Genomic DNA, 16,917 nt, shown 5'->3' on the forward strand with positions numbered 1-16,917 from the left:
GAACATGTTATCGATTATCGAACACGATTTTGGCACGCCGCTTTCCAAATCCGGCAAGCGCGTGTCGCTGGAAATAGACGGCTTTACGGTCGATGTGGCCGAGGGCACATCGGTGATGCGTGCGGCGGCCAGCATCGGCATCGCGATCCCGAAACTGTGCGCCACTGAAATGCTCGACGCGTTCGGTTCGTGTCGTCTGTGCCTGGTTCAAGTCGAAGGCATGAAAGGTTATCCGGCCTCGTGCACCACGCCGGTTGCGCCAGGCATGAAGGTCACGACACAGAATAAAAAACTCGCCGATGTGCGCCGCGGCGTGATGGAACTCTACATCTCAGATCACCCACTCGATTGCCTCACGTGCCCGGCGAACGGCCACTGCGAACTGCAGGACATGGCAGGCGTGGTCGGCCTGCGCGAAGTGCGTTACGGCTATGCGGGCGAGAATCATCTCGACGCGAAGAAAGACGAAAGCAATCCGTATTTCACGTTCGATCCAAGCAAGTGCATCGTCTGTTCGCGCTGCGTTCGCGCATGCGAAGAAGTGCAGGGCACGTTTGCGCTGACCATCGAAGGTCGCGGGTTCGATTCCAAGGTGGCGGCCAGCCAGAATGATTCGTTTCTCGATTCCGAATGTGTCTCGTGCGGCGCGTGTGTGCAGGCGTGCCCGACGGCAACGCTGTCGGAAAAAAGCCTGATCGCCAAAGGCCAGGCCGAACACAGCATCACTACCACGTGCGCGTATTGCGGTGTCGGTTGTTCATTCCGCGCCGAGATGAAAGGCCAGGAACTCGTGCGCATGGTGCCGAACATGGACGGCCAAGCGAATCACGGCCACTCGTGCGTCAAGGGCAGGTTTGCGATCGGCTACACCACGCATCCCGATCGCATTACCAAGCCGATGATCCGCGCGCGGATCGGCGATCCGTGGCGCGAAGTTTCGTGGGAGGAAGCGATCAAGCATACCGCTGCAGAGTTCCGCCGTATCCAGAAACAATACGGACGCGATTCGGTCGGCGGCATTACGTCATCGCGTTGCACCAACGAAGAAACCTATCTCGTGCAGAAGCTCGTGCGCGCGGCGTTCGGCAACAACAACGTCGACACCTGCGCGCGTGTTTGTCATTCACCGACTGGCTACGGATTGAAAAATACGCTCGGCGAATCTGCCGGCACACAAGATTTCGATTCGGTGATGCTGGCCGATGTGATCTTCGTGATCGGCGCCAACCCGACCGACGGTCATCCGGTGTTCGCATCGCAGATGAAACGTCGCCTGCGCCAAGGTGCGAAGCTGATCGTCGCCGATCCGCGGCGCATCGATCTGATTCGCACACCGCATATCGAAGCGCAGCATCACTTGCAATTGCGACCGGGAACCAACGTCGCGCTGATCAACAGTGTCGCGCATGTCATCGTCGCAGAAGGGTTGCTGAATGAAGCGTTTGTCGCGCAGCGTTGCGAGAAAGAATCCTTTGATAAGTGGCGCGCGTTTGTTGGCGAACTACGCAACTCACCGGAGGCAATGGAAACCGTCACCGGCGTGCCCGCCGCCGAAGTGCGCGCCGCCGCGCGGCTCTATGCGACCGGCGGCAACGGCGCGATTTACTACGGTTTGGGCGTGACCGAACACAGCCAAGGTTCGACGATGGTGATGGGTATCGCCAACCTCGCGATGGCCACCGGCAATATCGGTCGCGAAGGTGTTGGCGTGAATCCGCTGCGTGGCCAGAACAATGTGCAGGGTTCGTGCGACATGGGTTCGTTCCCGCACGAATTCCCGGGCTACCGACATGTATCCGGCAACGAAGTGCGGCATCAGTTTGAGCAGGCGTGGGGCGTGCCGCTGCAATCCGAACCCGGCCTGCGCATTCCGAACATGTTCGAGGCCGCGCTCGATGGCGAGTTCAAGGCGCTGTACATCGAAGGCGAGGATATCGCGCAGTCCGATCCGAACATCCAGCACGTGCACGCCGCGCTCGGTGCGATGGAATGCGTCGTGGTGCAGGATCTGTTTCTCAACGAAACCGCGAAGTTCGCGCACGTGTTCTTGCCGGGCTCATCGTTCCTCGAAAAAGACGGCACGTTCACCAATGCCGAGCGGCGCATTTCACTCGTGCGCAAGGTGATGGATGCGCCAGGCGGTTACGCCGATTGGGAGATCACGCAACTGCTTTCCAACGCGCTCGGTTATCCGATGCAGTACAAACACGCGTCGGAAGTCATGGACGAAATCGCCAGCCTCACACCGACTTTCCAAGGCGTGAGTTTTGCGCGCATCAACGAACTCGGCAGCATCCAGTGGCCGTGCAACGCCGAACATCCCGAGGGCACGCCGGTGATGCATGTGGATGAATTCGTACGTGGCAAGGGACGTTTCCTCGTGACGGAATATGTGCCGACGCGCGAGCGCGTCAACGGCAAATATCCGCTGATTCTCACCACTGGTCGCATCCTGTCGCAGTACAACGTTGGCGCACAAACACGTCGTACCGAAAACAACGTCTGGCACGCCGAAGACCGGCTCGAACTGCATCCGCAGGACGCAGAGGATCGTGGTATCAAGAGCGGCGACTGGGTCGGCATTCAGAGTCGTGCAGGCGAAACCGTATTGCGCGCCTTGGTCAGCGAACGCATGCAGCCGGGCGTGGTCTACACCACATTCCATTTTCCGGGCTCGGGCGCGAACGTGATCACCACCGAGAATTCCGATTGGGCCACTAATTGCCCGGAATACAAGGTCACCGCGGTCGAGATCATGCGCGTCAGCCAGCCTTCGGAATGGCAAAAACGCTACCACGAATTCAGCGAAGCGCAGCAGGAAATGCTCGACAAGGCCAAGCATGTTGTCGCCGCCCGCTGAGATGATTTCATCGGAGGATGCGGCGACGCCCTCGATGGCAGCGTTCGTGCAACGCGACGTGCAACGTTCGCGCGACGGCCAGATCGTGATCCTGCGCGATTGCATCGCCGAGGAAATTCCGGTCGCACTGATCTATAACGGCACGGCGCATGTGGTGATGATGGCAACGCCGCAAAACCTCGACGATTTTGCTCTTGGTTTTTCACTGAGCGAAGGCTTGATCGAGACTGCCGCGGAGTTGCAATCGATCGATATGGAGTACGCCAGCGATGCCGTGCGTGTGCTGATGCAGATTCCGGAAAGGCGCCACGCTGCGTTGCTGTTGCAAGGCCGCAACCTGATCGGTCGCAGTGGTTGCGGTATCTGCGGCACGCAGGATATTGCACAGGTTTTGCGCGCGCCAGAGAAGGTCGGCGAAGGTGTGTTTATCTTTGAGGCGGCGTTGAAAAGAGCGCTAGCGCACCTGCACGATCAGCAATCGATCAACGCCGTGACCGGCGCGACGCACGCCGCCGCATGGGCGACATCCGACGGTGTGATCACGATGTTGCGCGAAGATGTCGGGCGGCATAACGCGCTGGATAAACTTATCGGTGCGTTGATACGAATCGAGTCCGATTTCGATGCAGGATTTCTGCTCGTCACTAGTCGCGCGAGTTACGAAATGGCGCTCAAGGCGGTCAATGTTGGCATCAGCTTGATGGCCGCGATTTCCGCACCGACCGCGCTGGCGATTCGTGTTGCCGAGCAGGCCAATATGAGCCTGATCGGATTTGCGCGACCGCAAAGTCACGTCATCTACACTCATCCAAAGCGCATCGTCAGCGACCCGGCGGCCAGATCGACATGAGCGAAAAACCTGCGCATACGAGATACGAACATCTAGTGCAGATGGCCAACGATATCAGCCATTTTTTCCAGTCCGAAACCGATCACGAAGTTGCGATCAGTTCGGTGGCGAAACACATCCGCAGTTTCTGGGTGCCGCGCATGCGCCAGCACATCATCGCCCATCTGCATGCGGGCGGCGAGGGCATGAGCACACTTGCACGTGAGGCGGTGTTGCGGCTTGAAACGGATGCGGCAAAAGAAACTGTCTGAGCGTATCGCGATCGGTCAAAGTATCGGCGCAAAAAGTCGCGCCACATGCATGCCAAAACGGCGCCACGCTGGAGCCTGCAGATAATCGTTGGCATGCACGCGTTTCGAATGGGAAAAATCGGCCAGCAACATTTGCTCGACCTCGCTGGCGAAACCGCGATCAACGGTCAGCAGCATCAGCTCAAAATTCAGGCGCAACGATCGATTGTCGAGATTGGCCGTACCGATCGCGGCCGCCACGTCGTCAACCAGGACCACCTTCTGGTGCATGAAGCCCGGTAGATAACGGTAGACCTCGATTCCCGCGCGCACCGCATCGTAGGCATACAGCAAGCCGGCCTCGAAACTGACGCGATGATCGGGTCGGCTCGGCATCAATATGCGCACCTGCACGCCGCGCAATGCGGCCAGTCGAAGCGCCGCAAATACCGATTCATCGGGAACAAAATACGGCGTCGTGATCCACACTCTTTCACGTGCCGAATTGATCGCCTCGACAAAAAACAGCGAGCAGGTTTCCTGGCTGTCGGCCGGGCCGCTGGGGATCAGCTGACAATACATGCCGGCATCCCTGAGCGGACGCGGTTGCTCGATCGCCGGCAGCTTTTGCGTGACCCAATACCAGTCTTCGAGAAAGGTGATCTGGATGCACGCAACGGCGGGCCCGCACACTTCGATATGGGTATCGCGCCATGGCGACAACGGTGGTTGCTCGCCGAGATATTCCACGCCGACATTCAAGCCGCCGATGAGCGCGCATTGACCATCGACCACAACGGTCTTGCGATGATTGCGAAAGTTCAACTGGAAGCGATTGACGATGCGGCGTTTGGTGGCGAACTCACGAATGTGTACACCGCCCGCAGCCAATTCCGCGATGTAGCGCGACGGCAGGCTGAAACTGCCGATGCCGTCGTAGAGAAAATATACCGCCACTCCTGCTGCACTTTTGCGGATCAGCAAGTCGCGCAGACTGCGCCCGAGATGATCGTCGCGCACGATGAAAAATTGCACCATCACATAACTTTTCGCAGCCTCGATCGCGGCGAAGATTGCCGCAAAAGTCTGCGTGCCATCGATCAGCAAACGCACCTTGTTGCCGGGCAGAAAAGGCATGCCGGTCAATGCTGTCAGCGCGCGAATTCCCGGATGCAACGGCGTAACGCCAGTGATTTCCATCTGTTCGTGCATTTCGCGCCAGTTCGGTTCGGCGCTGTCGCCGCGCATCTGGGTATTGCGTTGGCGCCGCTTGCGGACATAACCGGTGAAACGCGTACGTCCGAGGAACAGGTATGGGATCAGTGTGAAGTATGGCAAACCGGCGAGCGCGATGGCCCACGCGATCGCGCCCTGCGACGTGCGCACCGACATGATCGCGTGCCCGGCAGCGATCAAGCCAAGCAGGTGGATCGCGATCACCAGCGTGCTGATTTGCAGTAGGTCAAAATGCATGGGATGTTTCGCGCGAGACGATCGGCAAATTGCTTGAAGCGCAAATTTTACCGACGTTAAGTGAGTGGCAAAGACAGTCAGGATTGATTATCGCGTTACTTGCCCAGCACGATTGTTTTTGTTGCATGTCAAAGGTATTTTCGTCACTGCGATTCGGAAGTCTGATACTACACTGGCGGGATCGAATTTCGTGCGCGCACTTGCCGCGATTCAGAGAGGGCGACACTGATGCATCATCGTATCTTGAAAGCAATTCTCTACGGCGGCTTGATCGCAGGCACGCTGGATATCGCGCTGGTATCGGCGATCAATCTGTTCGATCCACTGGTCATCTTGCGTAGTGTCGCCAGTGGTGTGCTCGGCAAGCCAGCGGCTTTTGCCGGCGGTCTGCCCGCGTCGGCATTGGGCATGTTGCTGCAATGGTTGATGTCGTTGCTGATCGCGGCGATCTATGTTTTCGCCAGCATGCGTTTGACGATTTTGACGCGCTTCTGGATTCCATGCGGGCTTGTTTACGGCCTCGTGACTTTTTTCGTCATGAACTATATCGTCGTGCCGTTTTCCGCCGCGGCTTCGAGCAAACCGTTCGTGATCTCCGCGCACATCTCGGATATCGTGTTGATGTTGCTGTACGGGCTAATCATCGCGTTTTTCGCCAATCGGTTTGTATCGATCACGACTACCCGCAACGAGCATGTGCTGAACCTCTGAATCATCGTTTGCATGAGGCTCATGTCATATCCATTACAGCAAAAAGCCTCATTTGGTCATCGCGTAAACGGCGGTGATCGGCGCGCCAGTTTCGGTTAATCTAGACTTTTCCGATACGCGCGGAACGCATCTTGTTCTGCGAAAGGAACAGGCTTGTCCGATACTCGATCAGATGCGGCAAACGTCGGTGATTTTCTGCAACGCGGCGGATTGACCGGCGCACTTATTCGCGATTACGACTGGGCTGCGACCGCATTGGGGCCGATTGGCTCGTGGCCGCAAAGCCTCAAATCTGCAGTCGGCATGGTAGTGCATTCGACCGTGCCGATCGTGCTGCTGTGGGGTTCGGACGGCATCATGATCTACAACGATGCGTATTCGCGCTTTGCCGGCGCCAGGCATCCGCAAGCACTCGGCGCCAAAGTGCGCGAATCATGGGCCGAGGTCGCGGATTTCAACGACAACGTGATGAAGGTAGGACTGAGTGGCGGCACGCTCGCCTACAAGGATCAAGAACTGACCCTGTATCGCCACGGCATCGCCGAACAGGTATGGATGAACCTGGATTATTCGCCGGTGCTGGATGAGCGCGGCGTGCCCGCTGGCGTGGTCGCGATTGTGGTGGAAACCACCGCTCGGGTGCTAGCCGATCGGCGCAACGCGGCCGAGCGCGATCGGTTGCGCAAGATGTTTGAACAAGCGCCCGGATTCATGGCGTTGTTCGAAGGGCCGAACCATGTATTCACTTTCGCCAACGCTGCCTACATGCGTTTGATCGGCCCGCGTGATGTGATCGGCAAACCGGTGCGTGAGGCATTACCTGAAGTCGGGGAGCAAGGTTTTTTCGACTTGCTTGATGAATGTTACACGTCGGCCAGGCCATTTTTGGCGCATCACAGCGAGTCAGTCTGCGCCGTGCTGGCGGCAAGATCGAAGATCGATTCGTCGACTTTGTCTACCAGCCGATAGTCGATGATAGCGGTACAGTAACCGGTTTGTTCGTCGAAGGATCTGACGTAACTGATCGAGTGCGCAGCGATGCCGCGTTGCGAGAAAGCGAGGCAAGATTTCGTGAAGCCGCCGACGCAGCGCCAGTGTTGATCTGGATTTCCGATACCACCAAGGCACGCATCTGGTTCAATCAGCCGTGGCTGAATTTCACCGGCAGCACGATGCAGCAGCATCTCGGTCATGGCTGGGTTGAGAGCGTGCATCATGAGGATCGCGAACGTTATATCGCTACTTACAACGCATCGTTTGATCGGCATGAATCGTTTCGCATGGATTACCGACTGAAACGTCATGACGGCATCTATCGTGTGATCGATGCCAGCGGCGTGCCGCGCTTCGCCGCTGATGGCGTGTTTCTCGGCTATATCGGATCGTGCCTCGACGTCACCGAGGCGCGCGGTATCGAAACGGAATTGCGGCGCTGGAACGAGACTCTGGAGGCGCGAGTCGAAGAACGCACGCGTGAACATGACCGTGTCTGGGTTCATTCTCGCGACTTGTTGGTCGTCATCGGCAGCAGCGGCATTTTTCGTGCTGTCAGCCCGGCATGGACGCAAACCCTCGGGCATGCGACTACCGAAGTAGTGGGGCGGAGTTTCCTCGACTTCATTCATCCGGACGATGCGCAAAAGGGGCAGCTTGCGTTGAACTCCGCTGCCGCGGGTAACGATCTCAGCAAATTCGAAGACCGTTACCTGCACAAGGACGGCAGTGTGCGCTGGTTGTCGTGGCATACCTCGCTGGAAGGTGGCCTGGTTTACGCTTATGGGCGCGATATCACCAACGAAAAAATGGCAGCTGAGGAACTCGAACAATCCGCGGCGCGGCTGCGTGCGATCTTCGAAACCAATCATCAATTCCAGGGATTGCTGACGCTTGAAGGCATCGTGCTTGATGCCAATAAGACCTCTCTCACCGCGATTGACTGCACGCGCGCCGACGTGGTGGGAAAGGCTTTCTGGGATTCGCCCTGGTTCAGCAGCACGTCGGGGATTCGTGATCTTGTGCAAGAGGCCGTGGAAAAGGCTGCATCCGGCCAGATCGTGCGCCAGGAAATACATGTCAATTTGCCGGTGGGTGGCTGGCGCTGGTTCGACTTCGCCTTGCGACCAGTGTTCGATAGCAGCGGCAACGTGTTTGCCATCGTGCTGGAAGCGATCGAATTGACTGAGCGCAGGAACGCTGAAGAAGCATTGCGCCAGTCGCAAAAAATGGAAGTAGTCGGTCAACTCACCGGCGGCATCGCGCATGATTTCAACAACCTGCTTGCTGGAATATCCGGCAGTCTGGAATTGCTCGAAGCGCGGGTAGCGCAAGGCCGCGTGGATGGCATGGAACGCTACATCAGCACCGCACAGGCATCGGCCATGCGCGCCGCGGCGTTAACTCAGCGATTGCTGGCTTTTTCACGGCGCCAGACGCTCGATCCGAAAACCACCGACATCAATCGCCTCGTCAGTGACATGGCCGACCTGATTCGTCGCACGATGGGGCCGGCGATCGAGGTTGAAGTTGTTGGCGCTGGCGGATTGTGGCTGACCAAAGTCGATGTATCGCAGCTCGAAAATGCGTTGCTCAATCTGTGCGTCAATGCGCGCGATGCGATGCCCGACGGTGGCAGGCTGACCATCGAAACAGCCAATAAGTGGCTCGACGAACATACCGCGCGCGGGCACGATCTCTCGCCGGGTCAATATGTTTGCCTATCGGTCACAGATACCGGAACGGGGATGGGCAGCGAAGTTATCCAGCATGCGTTCGAACCATTTTTCACGACCAAGCCACTCGGGCAGGGCACCGGACTTGGGCTGTCGATGATTTATGGTTTTGTGCGGCAGTCCGAAGGGCAGGTGCGGATTTATTCCGAGATCGACAAGGGCACCACGTTGTCGCTTTACCTGCCGCGATTTGTCGGAAAACCCGACGTAGAGCAACCCGCCGAGTTCTCCAAGGAAAGCGCTGATGGCTACGGCGAAACTGTATTGGTGATCGATGACGAGCCAACCATTCGCGAATTGATTGTGGAAGTGCTGGAGTCTGCCGGTTACGTGGCGTTATCGGCCCCCGACGGCTCTGCCGGATTGAAGATCGTCAGATGCGATGTGCGCATCGACTTGCTGATTACCGACGTAGGTTTGCCAGGCGGAATGAACGGACGCCAAGTGGCCGACGCCGCGCGTGAAATTCGCCCCGGATTGAAGACTCTTTTTATCACCGGTTATGCGGAAAATGCCGCAGTGGGAAATGGCCATCTCGATCATGGCATGCAATTGCTGACCAAGCCTTTTGCGCTGGCGACGCTAGCCGCGAAGGTTCGCGAAATGGTTGAGGGCTGATCACCCATTCACCGTGCATCTTTAGCGTTTTGCCAACGCCGAAGATTATTCATCTTGGTGATCAACCGCTTCCGCGAGCGCTTTGCTTCGTGCTCGACGCAACGCGTGTGAAATCAAAAAGCCGGCGGCGAATGCGCCACCGAGCATCGCAAACGGATGGGCGCGTGTATAGCTCGCCACGTTGCTTTTGATGGAGCTCGGGCGAATGGACGAACCTACGCTTGATGCCGCTTGTCTCGTGCCGTCACTGACATGCGCTGCGGCTTTGCGCAATGCATTTCTTACCTCTGCGGCAGCGTTCGCGGCCGAGCTGTTCAGATCATTAAAAACGCGCGCAAAGATACGCGATTTGGCATTCACGAATTGCCGACTTGCCTCATCAATTTTCATCAATATTTTCCCTGATCGAAGATATCTGTCGTTTAATTAAAATCGGTCCACGAATTCGACAACCAGCCCCAAGTCATGCGCCTTAGCCTCAACCAGATCGACTACTGTTTCCGAAATTCGAGCCGGTCCTTCTACTTCGATGCAGTGCAGACCCCGACCACTATCGTCAACGAGACCGCTGGAGCTTGAGTCGTCGCGCATTTCATTCATCTGGTCTATCACTTCCTCAATGCGATCCACGTCATCCAGACTATGCAACGCTGTGACGACATCATCGGCAGATTGTTGACTGCCGGTCAGGCGGAACCGGGTTGTGGACATACGTTCCTCGCTGTTTCTCGAAAGTTGAAAGTAGCGCGCCCTGCAAGAGACGCGAATGACAATTTGCACGCAAACCGCGTGCCAGCGATCCCGAAGCAGAATCTCGTTTGTTTTTTGTACATCGAAGGATGCAAAGTGAACGATAGGATCATCCGACTCGCTCAGTTTGCATGTCGCTGATGGTCGGCAAGGCCGCAGATCGAGCCTGCATCTCGCTTTCTTTAATCCACTTTCGGTGGCATGGCGATTGCTGAATCATCCTCGAGCACGAAATCCCCTGACGTGCTTAACGCCGCGCGTGAGCGCCGCATGTTGATCGTAGTGTGAAGCCTGATTACCGATGTGGATCAGTGATCAGGCTAAGTGGCAAACAGAACACCCGGTCTTCTCCCCAGGATCGGGTGTTTTTTCTTTGAGCGATTTGATCTGTGTAGCGTTTGATTCTCGGCGAATCAAAACAAGCGTTGCGTAATGGCAACGCTCCATCTCGCGTGCAAATTTTTGCTTATTTCGCAACAAGATCCTGCGCCATCTGTTCATGCTTTTTGACGATGAGCGAGGTGTTGGCGGAGTAGCGTTTGATGTCGCTGTCATTACTGTTATTTGCGGCGCGGTCAAGCAATGCATCCATGCGCATGTGATCGGCGATCGTCGCATCCAGATACGCACGGTCGAATCCATCGTCACTATTTGCCGAATTCAGTTTACGCAACAGCGTGCGATGGTCTGCATCCAGCTCGGGAGCAATCGCGTATTTCTTGTTGCGGCAGAGTGTCTGCAACTCGAGGTAATTCTTGCCGTGATCAGCGATCATCTGTTGCGCAAATGTCCGGATGGCGGGCGTTCGCGTTTTCGCCAAAGCAACTTTGCTCAGCTCGATTTCCGCATGATCGGCAGACGCGGCTGCATCGAGAAATGCTTTATCCATGTCGTGCAACTGCGTGCTATCGATATTTTCCTCGTCGCCGAATGCGTTGCCGCAAGGCATCGCAAATACGAGCGCAATGGCCAGACTTGCGTGTCGAATGTTCATGAGAAATCTCCCGCAGAAAGTTTGCCGAAATGATGTTTTCGATAAAACGTGGTCATGCATCAACCTCGCTAAACATAAAACCTGCAAGACCAGGGCCAAGCCTTTTCGCTGGCTCGCAACGTGCATGGCAGGCTGGGCATGAAAGCCCAAACTGCGAACGTACTGCTTGTGGAAGATGATTTTGCGTTGGCCAGCTCGACGATGGAGTTGCTCGCTGCCCTGGGTTATGGGGCCAGATTGGCCGACTCCGCAGCGAAGGCCTATGAGACGCTGAGCCAGCCTAACGACCTCGACATCGTCTTGCTCGATCTGCAGTTGGGCAGGGAGCGTGGCGAAGCGGTGGTTATAAAACTCAGGGCCGCCGGCACGGCAATTCCGCCGATCATCATTCTGTCAGCGATGCCCATCAAGACGCTGAGCGATGCGGTTGAGATCACGCATGCCCACGCCATGTTGCAGAAACCATGCTCGGTGCCACAGCTGGTAAATGCCATCGAATCGGCATTGGCTTGAGTCAAAACAAAACGCGCATTTGCGCGCGGTTGGATGCTGTTGTCGCCTTGCCTGCGTCCGTTAGAAATTCGCTCAGGTTGGAGCGTCCAGCCGTGGCAGAGTGAGGATGATTTTTACACCTTTGCCGGGAATCGCTGGCATATCAAGTGAACCACCGAGCCGACTCGACAGGTGTTTCGAAATAGTAAGTCCCAAGCCGCTGTTGCCATGTTCGCGACGAGTTGTGAAAAATGGTTCGAAGATCCTTTTGCACGTCTCCGCATCAATCCCCAAGCCATCATCTTCGACACTTATATTTGCTTCGCTCGAAGTGACCTGGGTCGTCACCACAACCGTGTTTGCACCAGAGTTCAATGCATTGCGCATGAGTTCGATAAGAATGAGATGGCCATTCGCATCAATTTCTGCTGGCTCACCAGACGAGCGCAGATCAACAACAGGCTCGGCAGAGGAATCCACCTTCGCGCGCGCGGCGTCGAGTGCCATGTTCACAACAGAAACCAGCGGCATGCGCACGACTTTCGTGTTCGACAATGACCCGGCCAGTCGCTGCAGATCCGCAATTACCTTGTTCGCGCGCGTGCAATCTTGCGCCAGCCGTTCCAGCGGCAGCATTGCACGCTCCAAGTCATTGCGTTTTGCATACATGCGGCTGAGTTCGGCATTCATTTGCAATGAGCCGACCACATTCGCCATTGCGTGGGCGAGGCCCGCAGCGAACATGCGCACTTCGTGACTGAGCTGCGCGGATAAATCAGGATTGGGTAAATCTTGGGTCATCAAAATTTCCAGGAATGGCAGAAAAATCCATTGATGAATGAGTGGATCCGCGCGACTTGCGTGAACGATGATGCACAATTTATGCCTGCATGCGGTGAAACTGTGTCGACGTCATGCTGGCGGATCAAGCGGTCGCCGTCTCACTCGGGTCGCAAAATGGTTTGTACTTTTTCGGTCAATACCGACAGAGGAAATGGCTTGGTGATCATGCTCATGCCCGCGCCGAGAAAGCCGTTCGCCAATGCGGCATTTTCCGCATAACCGGTCATCAACAAAATCGGCAAATCCGGATACAGGGCACGCGCACGATCCGCCAGCGTGCGACCGTTCATGCCAGGCAGACCGATATCGGTGATCAGCAAATTCAGCGCGCGTCCGGACTCGAGAACGGCCAAACCAGCAAGCCCGTCTTCAGCGACGCATACCTCCAGTCCGAGATCCTTGAGAACTTCGGCGACGACTTCACGGATGCCGGGTTCGTCCTCCACGAGCAATACGCATTCGTTCAGACGCGCGCGTAGCTCCGGCGACTTTTCAAACTCGGTAATTTCGGTTTTGACAACGCCGTGGTAACGCGGCAGGTAAAGCGAGATCGTCGTACCACGGCCGATTTCGCTGCGGATTTTTGCGTGACCCTCGGATTGACTCGCAAACCCGTACACCATCGACAAGCCCAATCCGGTACCTTCGCCGAGTGCCTTGGTGGTGAAGAATGGCTCGAACGCTTTCGCTAGCGTTTCGGGCGACATGCCCGTGCCGGTATCGGTAATCGAGAAACAAACATATTCCCCGGTATTGAGTTCGCTAGCCTCGCCAATCGGTTCATCAGACTGCTGCACATTACTCGTCTCGACGATCAATTTGCCGCCACCGGGCATCGCATCCCGCGCGTTGATGGTCAAGTTCAATACCGCGCTTTCGAGCTGATTCGGATCGCACAATGTAAGCCAGAGATCGTCGGCCAGCACGAACTCCAGTTGAATCGCGTGGCCCAATGTACGTGTCAGCAAATCACGCATTGATGCGACCAAAACATTACCGTCCACCGGCGTCGGAGACAGCGGCTGGCGCCGCGAAAACGCGAGCAAATGATGCACCAGCGATGCGGCCTTGTTGGCCGATGTCATCGCTACTGAAATCAGTCTCTCAACATCATGCGTCGTGTTTTTTGCGTCGCGCAGACGCAGCATTTCAAGTGCCGCGGTGATGGACTGCAACAGGTTGTTGAAATCGTGCGCGATACCGCCGGTAAGTTGTCCGACCGCTTCCATTTTCTGGCTTTGGCGTAGGGCATCTTCGGTTTCGCGCTCGCGCGTGATGTCGCGACCAATGGCGTAGAGCTGCCCATCTTCGAATGCGGTCGTCCAGGAAATCAGTCGATAGCTTCCATCCTTGTGACGACAGCGATTTTCGAAACGGAATGCCGGTAGGTTACTGGCGAGTTCGTTCAACGTGTTGCGGGAATTTTCCCGGTCATCAGGATGCACGAGGCTGGAAAAATCCTCGTGCAAAAGTTCCGCCTCGGTCCAGCCGAGCATCGTCGTCCACGCCTGATTCACCGCGAGCAAGCGCCCGCTGATATCACGCACGCCCATGAGGTCGCCAGACAGACGCCACATCCGATCGCGCTCGCGCGTGCGCTCTTCCACACGTTGTTCAAGCGTGGCATTAAGTTGTTTGAGCTCGTCGGCCGCACGCTTGCGCTGGGTAATATCAACGAAGGTGCAGATCGCGCCTTGCAGTACGCCGTTCACGACGATCGGCGCGGTGCGATATTCGACCGGAATCCGGCTGCCATCCTTGCGAAAGAAATATTCGTCGTCGACGATCGCCGGTTTGCCGTTGCTCGCGGCGCAGTAGATCGGACATTCCGATACCGGATAATGTGATCCGTCCGGGTGAGAGTGATGGATTACCGTATGCAGCTTGCGCCCGAGCACTTCGCTTTCGTCGCTGAACCCGAGCAGCCGCAGGAATGACGCGTTACACAGCGTCGTCGTGCCTTCGGTATCAACCGCATAAAACGCTTCGGTGGTCGAGTTGATCAGTAGCCGCGTGAATGCATCACGCTCACGCAAAGCCAGTTCCGCATTCTTGCGCTCGGTGATGTCATAGACGATGCCGAAAAACCGGTTATTGCCGGTGATGCCATCGGGCAACGCTTCACCACGTCGTGCGAGCCAGCGAACCTCCTGCGTATCCGGTCGGTGAATACGATACTCGGTGTATTGCAACGCACTGGTGGTCAACTCCGGGGCGCTGGTCATGATCTTGTCGTGATCTTGCGCATCGACGAGTTGCATCAATTCGGCGAGCGATACGCTGCTGCGATCGCCGAGTCCCCAGATGCGGCAGAACTGTTCCGAAATCGACAGCATGCGCGTGTCGGCGAACAGCTCGAATGTGCCGATGCCACCGGCTTCCTGGGCGAAGCGCAAACGTTCCTGACGATCGTTCAATTCTTCCAGGCGCGCGCGTGCTTCATATTGTCGGCGACGCGCACGAACTGCCGTGCGCACGGTGCTGACGAACGACGTCGGATGAAACGGGCGCTCGAGAAACGATACGTTGCCAAGCAATTCGGATAGGCGCAGCGCGGCCGGATTGCGATCACTGCCACCGCGCCGCGTCAATACGATGAATGGAAAATCCGACCACGACGGTTGATTGACAATCCAGCTAGCAATGGCGGTCAAGTCGGCGCCGAGTAATCCTTCTTCGGCAATAACCGCCAGACCCGCACCCGAATAGAGCGCGTGTTCGACGCTGTTCAAATCGGCGACAATTTCACTTGCAAGCCCAGCTTCGCGCAGCAGATCGACGGCAATCGATGCATCACGACCTGTCGGTGCGAAGACCGCCGCACGCTCGGAAAACGGACCTGGTTTCACGATTTCTGGTGGTCGGCGGAACCCACTGCGGTAGGTGTTCCGCGCAGCACGCCATGGAAGTTGCTCAAGATTTCGCCGACCCAAAGTCCTCGTGTATCAATACCGAATTCGCGCAACGTCGGCTCATGTCCACCGGTGCGTTTTTTCACCACCGAAATCGCGCGACGCACTACGCCCAATGCTTCGAAATAACGCATCAAAATCACGGTGTCGGCGAGATAGGTGAGATCGACCGGACTCTTCATGTCGCCGATCAAACCGTGCTGCGCGACAGTCAAGAATGTAGTCGCGCCACGGCGATTCAAATACTGCAGCAATTCGTGCATGTGCAGGATCAACTGATTTTCATCAGACATGGCAGCCTGATATCCATTCAGACTGTCGACGATCACCGTTTTCATTCCGCCGATGTCGACGCACGCACACACACGATGCGCAAATTCGCCCGGCGACATTTCCGCGGCGTCGACTTGTTCGAGATGCAATTTGCCGCTGTCGCGCATCGCTTGCAGATCGATGCCGAGCACCTTCATGCGCTTGACCAGCAAACCGAGTTCTTCATCGAACAAAAACACCGCGACCTTTTCTCCACGCACAATTGCGGCCATGGCAAACAACAATGCGAGCGTCGATTTACCGCCGCCGGCTGGGCCGAGAATCAAGGTGCTCGAACCGGTATCGATACCGCCCTCCAGCAATGCGTCTAGCTTGCTCACGCCGCTCGGCAAGGTATCGCGATCAAACTCGCTGTGTTTGCCAGCGGCGATCAGACGCGGAAAAACATGCACGCCGTCGGCCTTGATGGCGAAATCGTGATAACCGCCACGAAATGCCTGGCCGCGATATTTGAGCACACGCAAACGGCGGCGTTCTGCGCCGTAATCCGGCGCGCGTTGTTCGAGGATCACCACGCCATGCGCGACACTGTGCACGGTTTTGTCGTTTGCGTCGGTAGTCAGGTCATCGAGCAGGATCACTGTCGCGCCGTGACGTGCGAAATAATGCTTGAGCGAGAGAATCTGGCGCCGATAACGCAACGAGCCCTGCGCCAGTAAACGTAACTCGGACAAGCTATCAAGCACTACCAGTTGCGGTTTTATGCGCTCGATCGCATCGAAGATTTTCCGCGTGGTCTCACCTAATTCGAGATCGGAGGAATACAGCAGACTTTGCTGATGTGCTGCATCCAGCAGACTCTCCGGCGGCACCACCTCCATGATCGTGACGTGTTCATCGAACGACCAGCCATGTGCCTCTGCGCAGGCGCGGAGTTCGGACTCCGTTTCGGATAACGTCACATAAAGCCCGATTTGTTTTTGCTTTGCACCCTCGTGCAAGAAATGCATCGCGATCGTGGTTTTTCCGGTACCAGGTTCGCCCTCCACCAAATACAAGCGCCCCGGCAACAAGCCGCCACCGAGAACATTGTCCAGCCCGGCAATGCCGGTGCGGAGGTGGAGCGGAGATTTTTCTGCGTCAACCATGCAGCTACCTGTTTTTGGGTCAATTCGCGTGCGC

At 56.6% G+C, this 16,917-nt stretch carries 13 protein-coding genes; 7 read left to right on the top strand and 6 right to left on the bottom strand.

From position 1 onward, the window contains the following. Positions 1-4 precede the first annotated feature (4 nt). Genes fdhF through ELE36_RS09635 form a run of 3 tightly spaced genes read left to right on the top strand, consistent with a single transcriptional unit; the run spans position 5 to position 3,961 of the window. Complete coding sequence (fdhF, locus tag ELE36_RS09625; protein WP_129832861.1) at positions 5-2,860, top strand: formate dehydrogenase subunit alpha; 2,856 nt, start codon at positions 5-7, stop codon at positions 2,858-2,860. 1 nt (position 2,861) lies between these two features. Further along, positions 2,862-3,710, top strand: coding sequence for a formate dehydrogenase accessory sulfurtransferase FdhD (fdhD, locus tag ELE36_RS09630; protein WP_242512406.1), 849 nt, complete (start codon positions 2,862-2,864; stop codon positions 3,708-3,710). Continuing rightward, positions 3,707-3,961: a formate dehydrogenase subunit delta gene (locus ELE36_RS09635; protein WP_207215899.1), complete on the top strand. Its 255-nt coding sequence runs from the start codon at positions 3,707-3,709 to the stop codon at positions 3,959-3,961. Before fdhD ends, ELE36_RS09635 begins: the two co-directional genes overlap by 4 nt. A 15-nt stretch (positions 3,962-3,976) precedes the next feature. Here ELE36_RS09635 and cls read toward each other — a convergent pair whose 3' ends face one another. Next, positions 3,977-5,413: a cardiolipin synthase gene (cls, locus tag ELE36_RS09640; protein WP_129832862.1), complete on the bottom strand. Its 1,437-nt coding sequence runs from the start codon at positions 5,411-5,413 to the stop codon at positions 3,977-3,979. 228 nt (positions 5,414-5,641) lie between these two features. On the opposite strand from cls, the gene ELE36_RS09645 reads away from it, so the two are divergent. The 3 genes from ELE36_RS09645 to ELE36_RS09650 all read left to right on the top strand — a co-directional run bounded on the left by ELE36_RS09645 (position 5,642) and on the right by ELE36_RS09650 (position 9,471). Beyond that, positions 5,642-6,124, top strand: a complete 483-nt coding sequence (locus ELE36_RS09645; RefSeq protein ID WP_129832863.1) for a hypothetical protein — start codon at positions 5,642-5,644, stop codon at positions 6,122-6,124. Positions 6,125-6,277: 153 nt separating this feature from the next. Beyond that, entirely contained in the window at positions 6,278-7,093 is an 816-nt protein-coding gene (locus ELE36_RS20520) for a PAS domain-containing protein (RefSeq protein WP_207215900.1), read from the top strand. Continuing rightward, positions 6,985-9,471: a hybrid sensor histidine kinase/response regulator gene (locus tag ELE36_RS09650; RefSeq protein WP_207215901.1), complete on the top strand. Its 2,487-nt coding sequence runs from the start codon at positions 6,985-6,987 to the stop codon at positions 9,469-9,471. The genes ELE36_RS20520 and ELE36_RS09650 overlap by 109 nt, the downstream gene beginning before the upstream one ends. Before the next feature lie 426 nt (positions 9,472-9,897). Here the strand turns inward: ELE36_RS09650 and ELE36_RS09655 are convergent, their stop codons facing one another. Together ELE36_RS09655 and ELE36_RS09660 are read right to left on the bottom strand one after the other, a co-directional pair. After that, a complete protein-coding gene (locus tag ELE36_RS09655; protein WP_129832864.1) occupies positions 9,898-10,182 on the bottom strand; it encodes a hypothetical protein in 285 nt (94 codons plus the stop codon). A 505-nt stretch (positions 10,183-10,687) separates the two neighbouring features. After that, positions 10,688-11,365 carry a DUF4142 domain-containing protein gene (locus ELE36_RS09660; protein WP_129832865.1) on the bottom strand — a complete coding sequence of 226 codons (678 nt, stop codon included), beginning with the start codon at positions 11,363-11,365 and terminating at the stop codon, positions 10,688-10,690. Here ELE36_RS09660 and ELE36_RS09665 point away from each other — a divergent pair. Next, complete coding sequence (locus ELE36_RS09665; protein WP_129832866.1) at positions 11,354-11,728, top strand: response regulator; 375 nt, start codon at positions 11,354-11,356, stop codon at positions 11,726-11,728. The genes ELE36_RS09660 and ELE36_RS09665 overlap by 12 nt on opposite strands. 72 nt (positions 11,729-11,800) lie before the next feature. Here ELE36_RS09665 and ELE36_RS09670 read toward each other — a convergent pair whose 3' ends face one another. The 3 genes from ELE36_RS09670 to ELE36_RS09680 all read right to left on the bottom strand — a co-directional run bounded on the left by ELE36_RS09670 (position 11,801) and on the right by ELE36_RS09680 (position 16,883). Then, positions 11,801-12,586 (bottom strand): sensor histidine kinase, encoded by a 786-nt coding sequence (locus ELE36_RS09670; RefSeq protein WP_129832867.1) that lies wholly within the window; start codon positions 12,584-12,586, stop codon positions 11,801-11,803. A 62-nt stretch (positions 12,587-12,648) separates the two neighbouring features. Beyond that, entirely contained in the window at positions 12,649-15,399 is a 2,751-nt protein-coding gene (locus ELE36_RS09675) for a hybrid sensor histidine kinase/response regulator (RefSeq protein ID WP_165371551.1), read from the bottom strand. Further along, entirely contained in the window at positions 15,396-16,883 is a 1,488-nt protein-coding gene (locus tag ELE36_RS09680; RefSeq protein WP_129832869.1) for a DUF7125 family protein, read from the bottom strand. Before ELE36_RS09680 ends, ELE36_RS09675 begins: the two co-directional genes overlap by 4 nt. Between the last annotated feature and the right edge of the window lie 34 nt (positions 16,884-16,917).

The sequence above is a fragment of the Pseudolysobacter antarcticus genome (assembly GCF_004168365.1).
GTDB lineage: Bacteria > Pseudomonadota > Gammaproteobacteria > Xanthomonadales > Rhodanobacteraceae > Pseudolysobacter > Pseudolysobacter antarcticus.

Coding starts and splice junctions, on each gene's coding strand:
- fdhF (WP_129832861.1), top strand. CDS start 5: ATGTTATCGATTATCGAACACGATTTTGGCACGCCGCTTTCCAAATCC.
- fdhD (WP_242512406.1), top strand. CDS start 2,862: ATGATTTCATCGGAGGATGCGGCGACGCCCTCGATGGCAGCGTTCGTG.
- ELE36_RS09635 (WP_207215899.1), top strand. CDS start 3,707: ATGAGCGAAAAACCTGCGCATACGAGATACGAACATCTAGTGCAGATG.
- cls (WP_129832862.1), bottom strand. CDS start 5,413: ATGCATTTTGACCTACTGCAAATCAGCACGCTGGTGATCGCGATCCAC.
- ELE36_RS09645 (WP_129832863.1), top strand. CDS start 5,642: ATGCATCATCGTATCTTGAAAGCAATTCTCTACGGCGGCTTGATCGCA.
- ELE36_RS09650 (WP_207215901.1), top strand. CDS start 6,985: ATGTTACACGTCGGCCAGGCCATTTTTGGCGCATCACAGCGAGTCAGT.
- ELE36_RS09655 (WP_129832864.1), bottom strand. CDS start 10,182: ATGTCCACAACCCGGTTCCGCCTGACCGGCAGTCAACAATCTGCCGAT.
- ELE36_RS09665 (WP_129832866.1), top strand. CDS start 11,354: ATGAAAGCCCAAACTGCGAACGTACTGCTTGTGGAAGATGATTTTGCG.
- ELE36_RS09680 (WP_129832869.1), bottom strand. CDS start 16,883: ATGGTTGACGCAGAAAAATCTCCGCTCCACCTCCGCACCGGCATTGCC.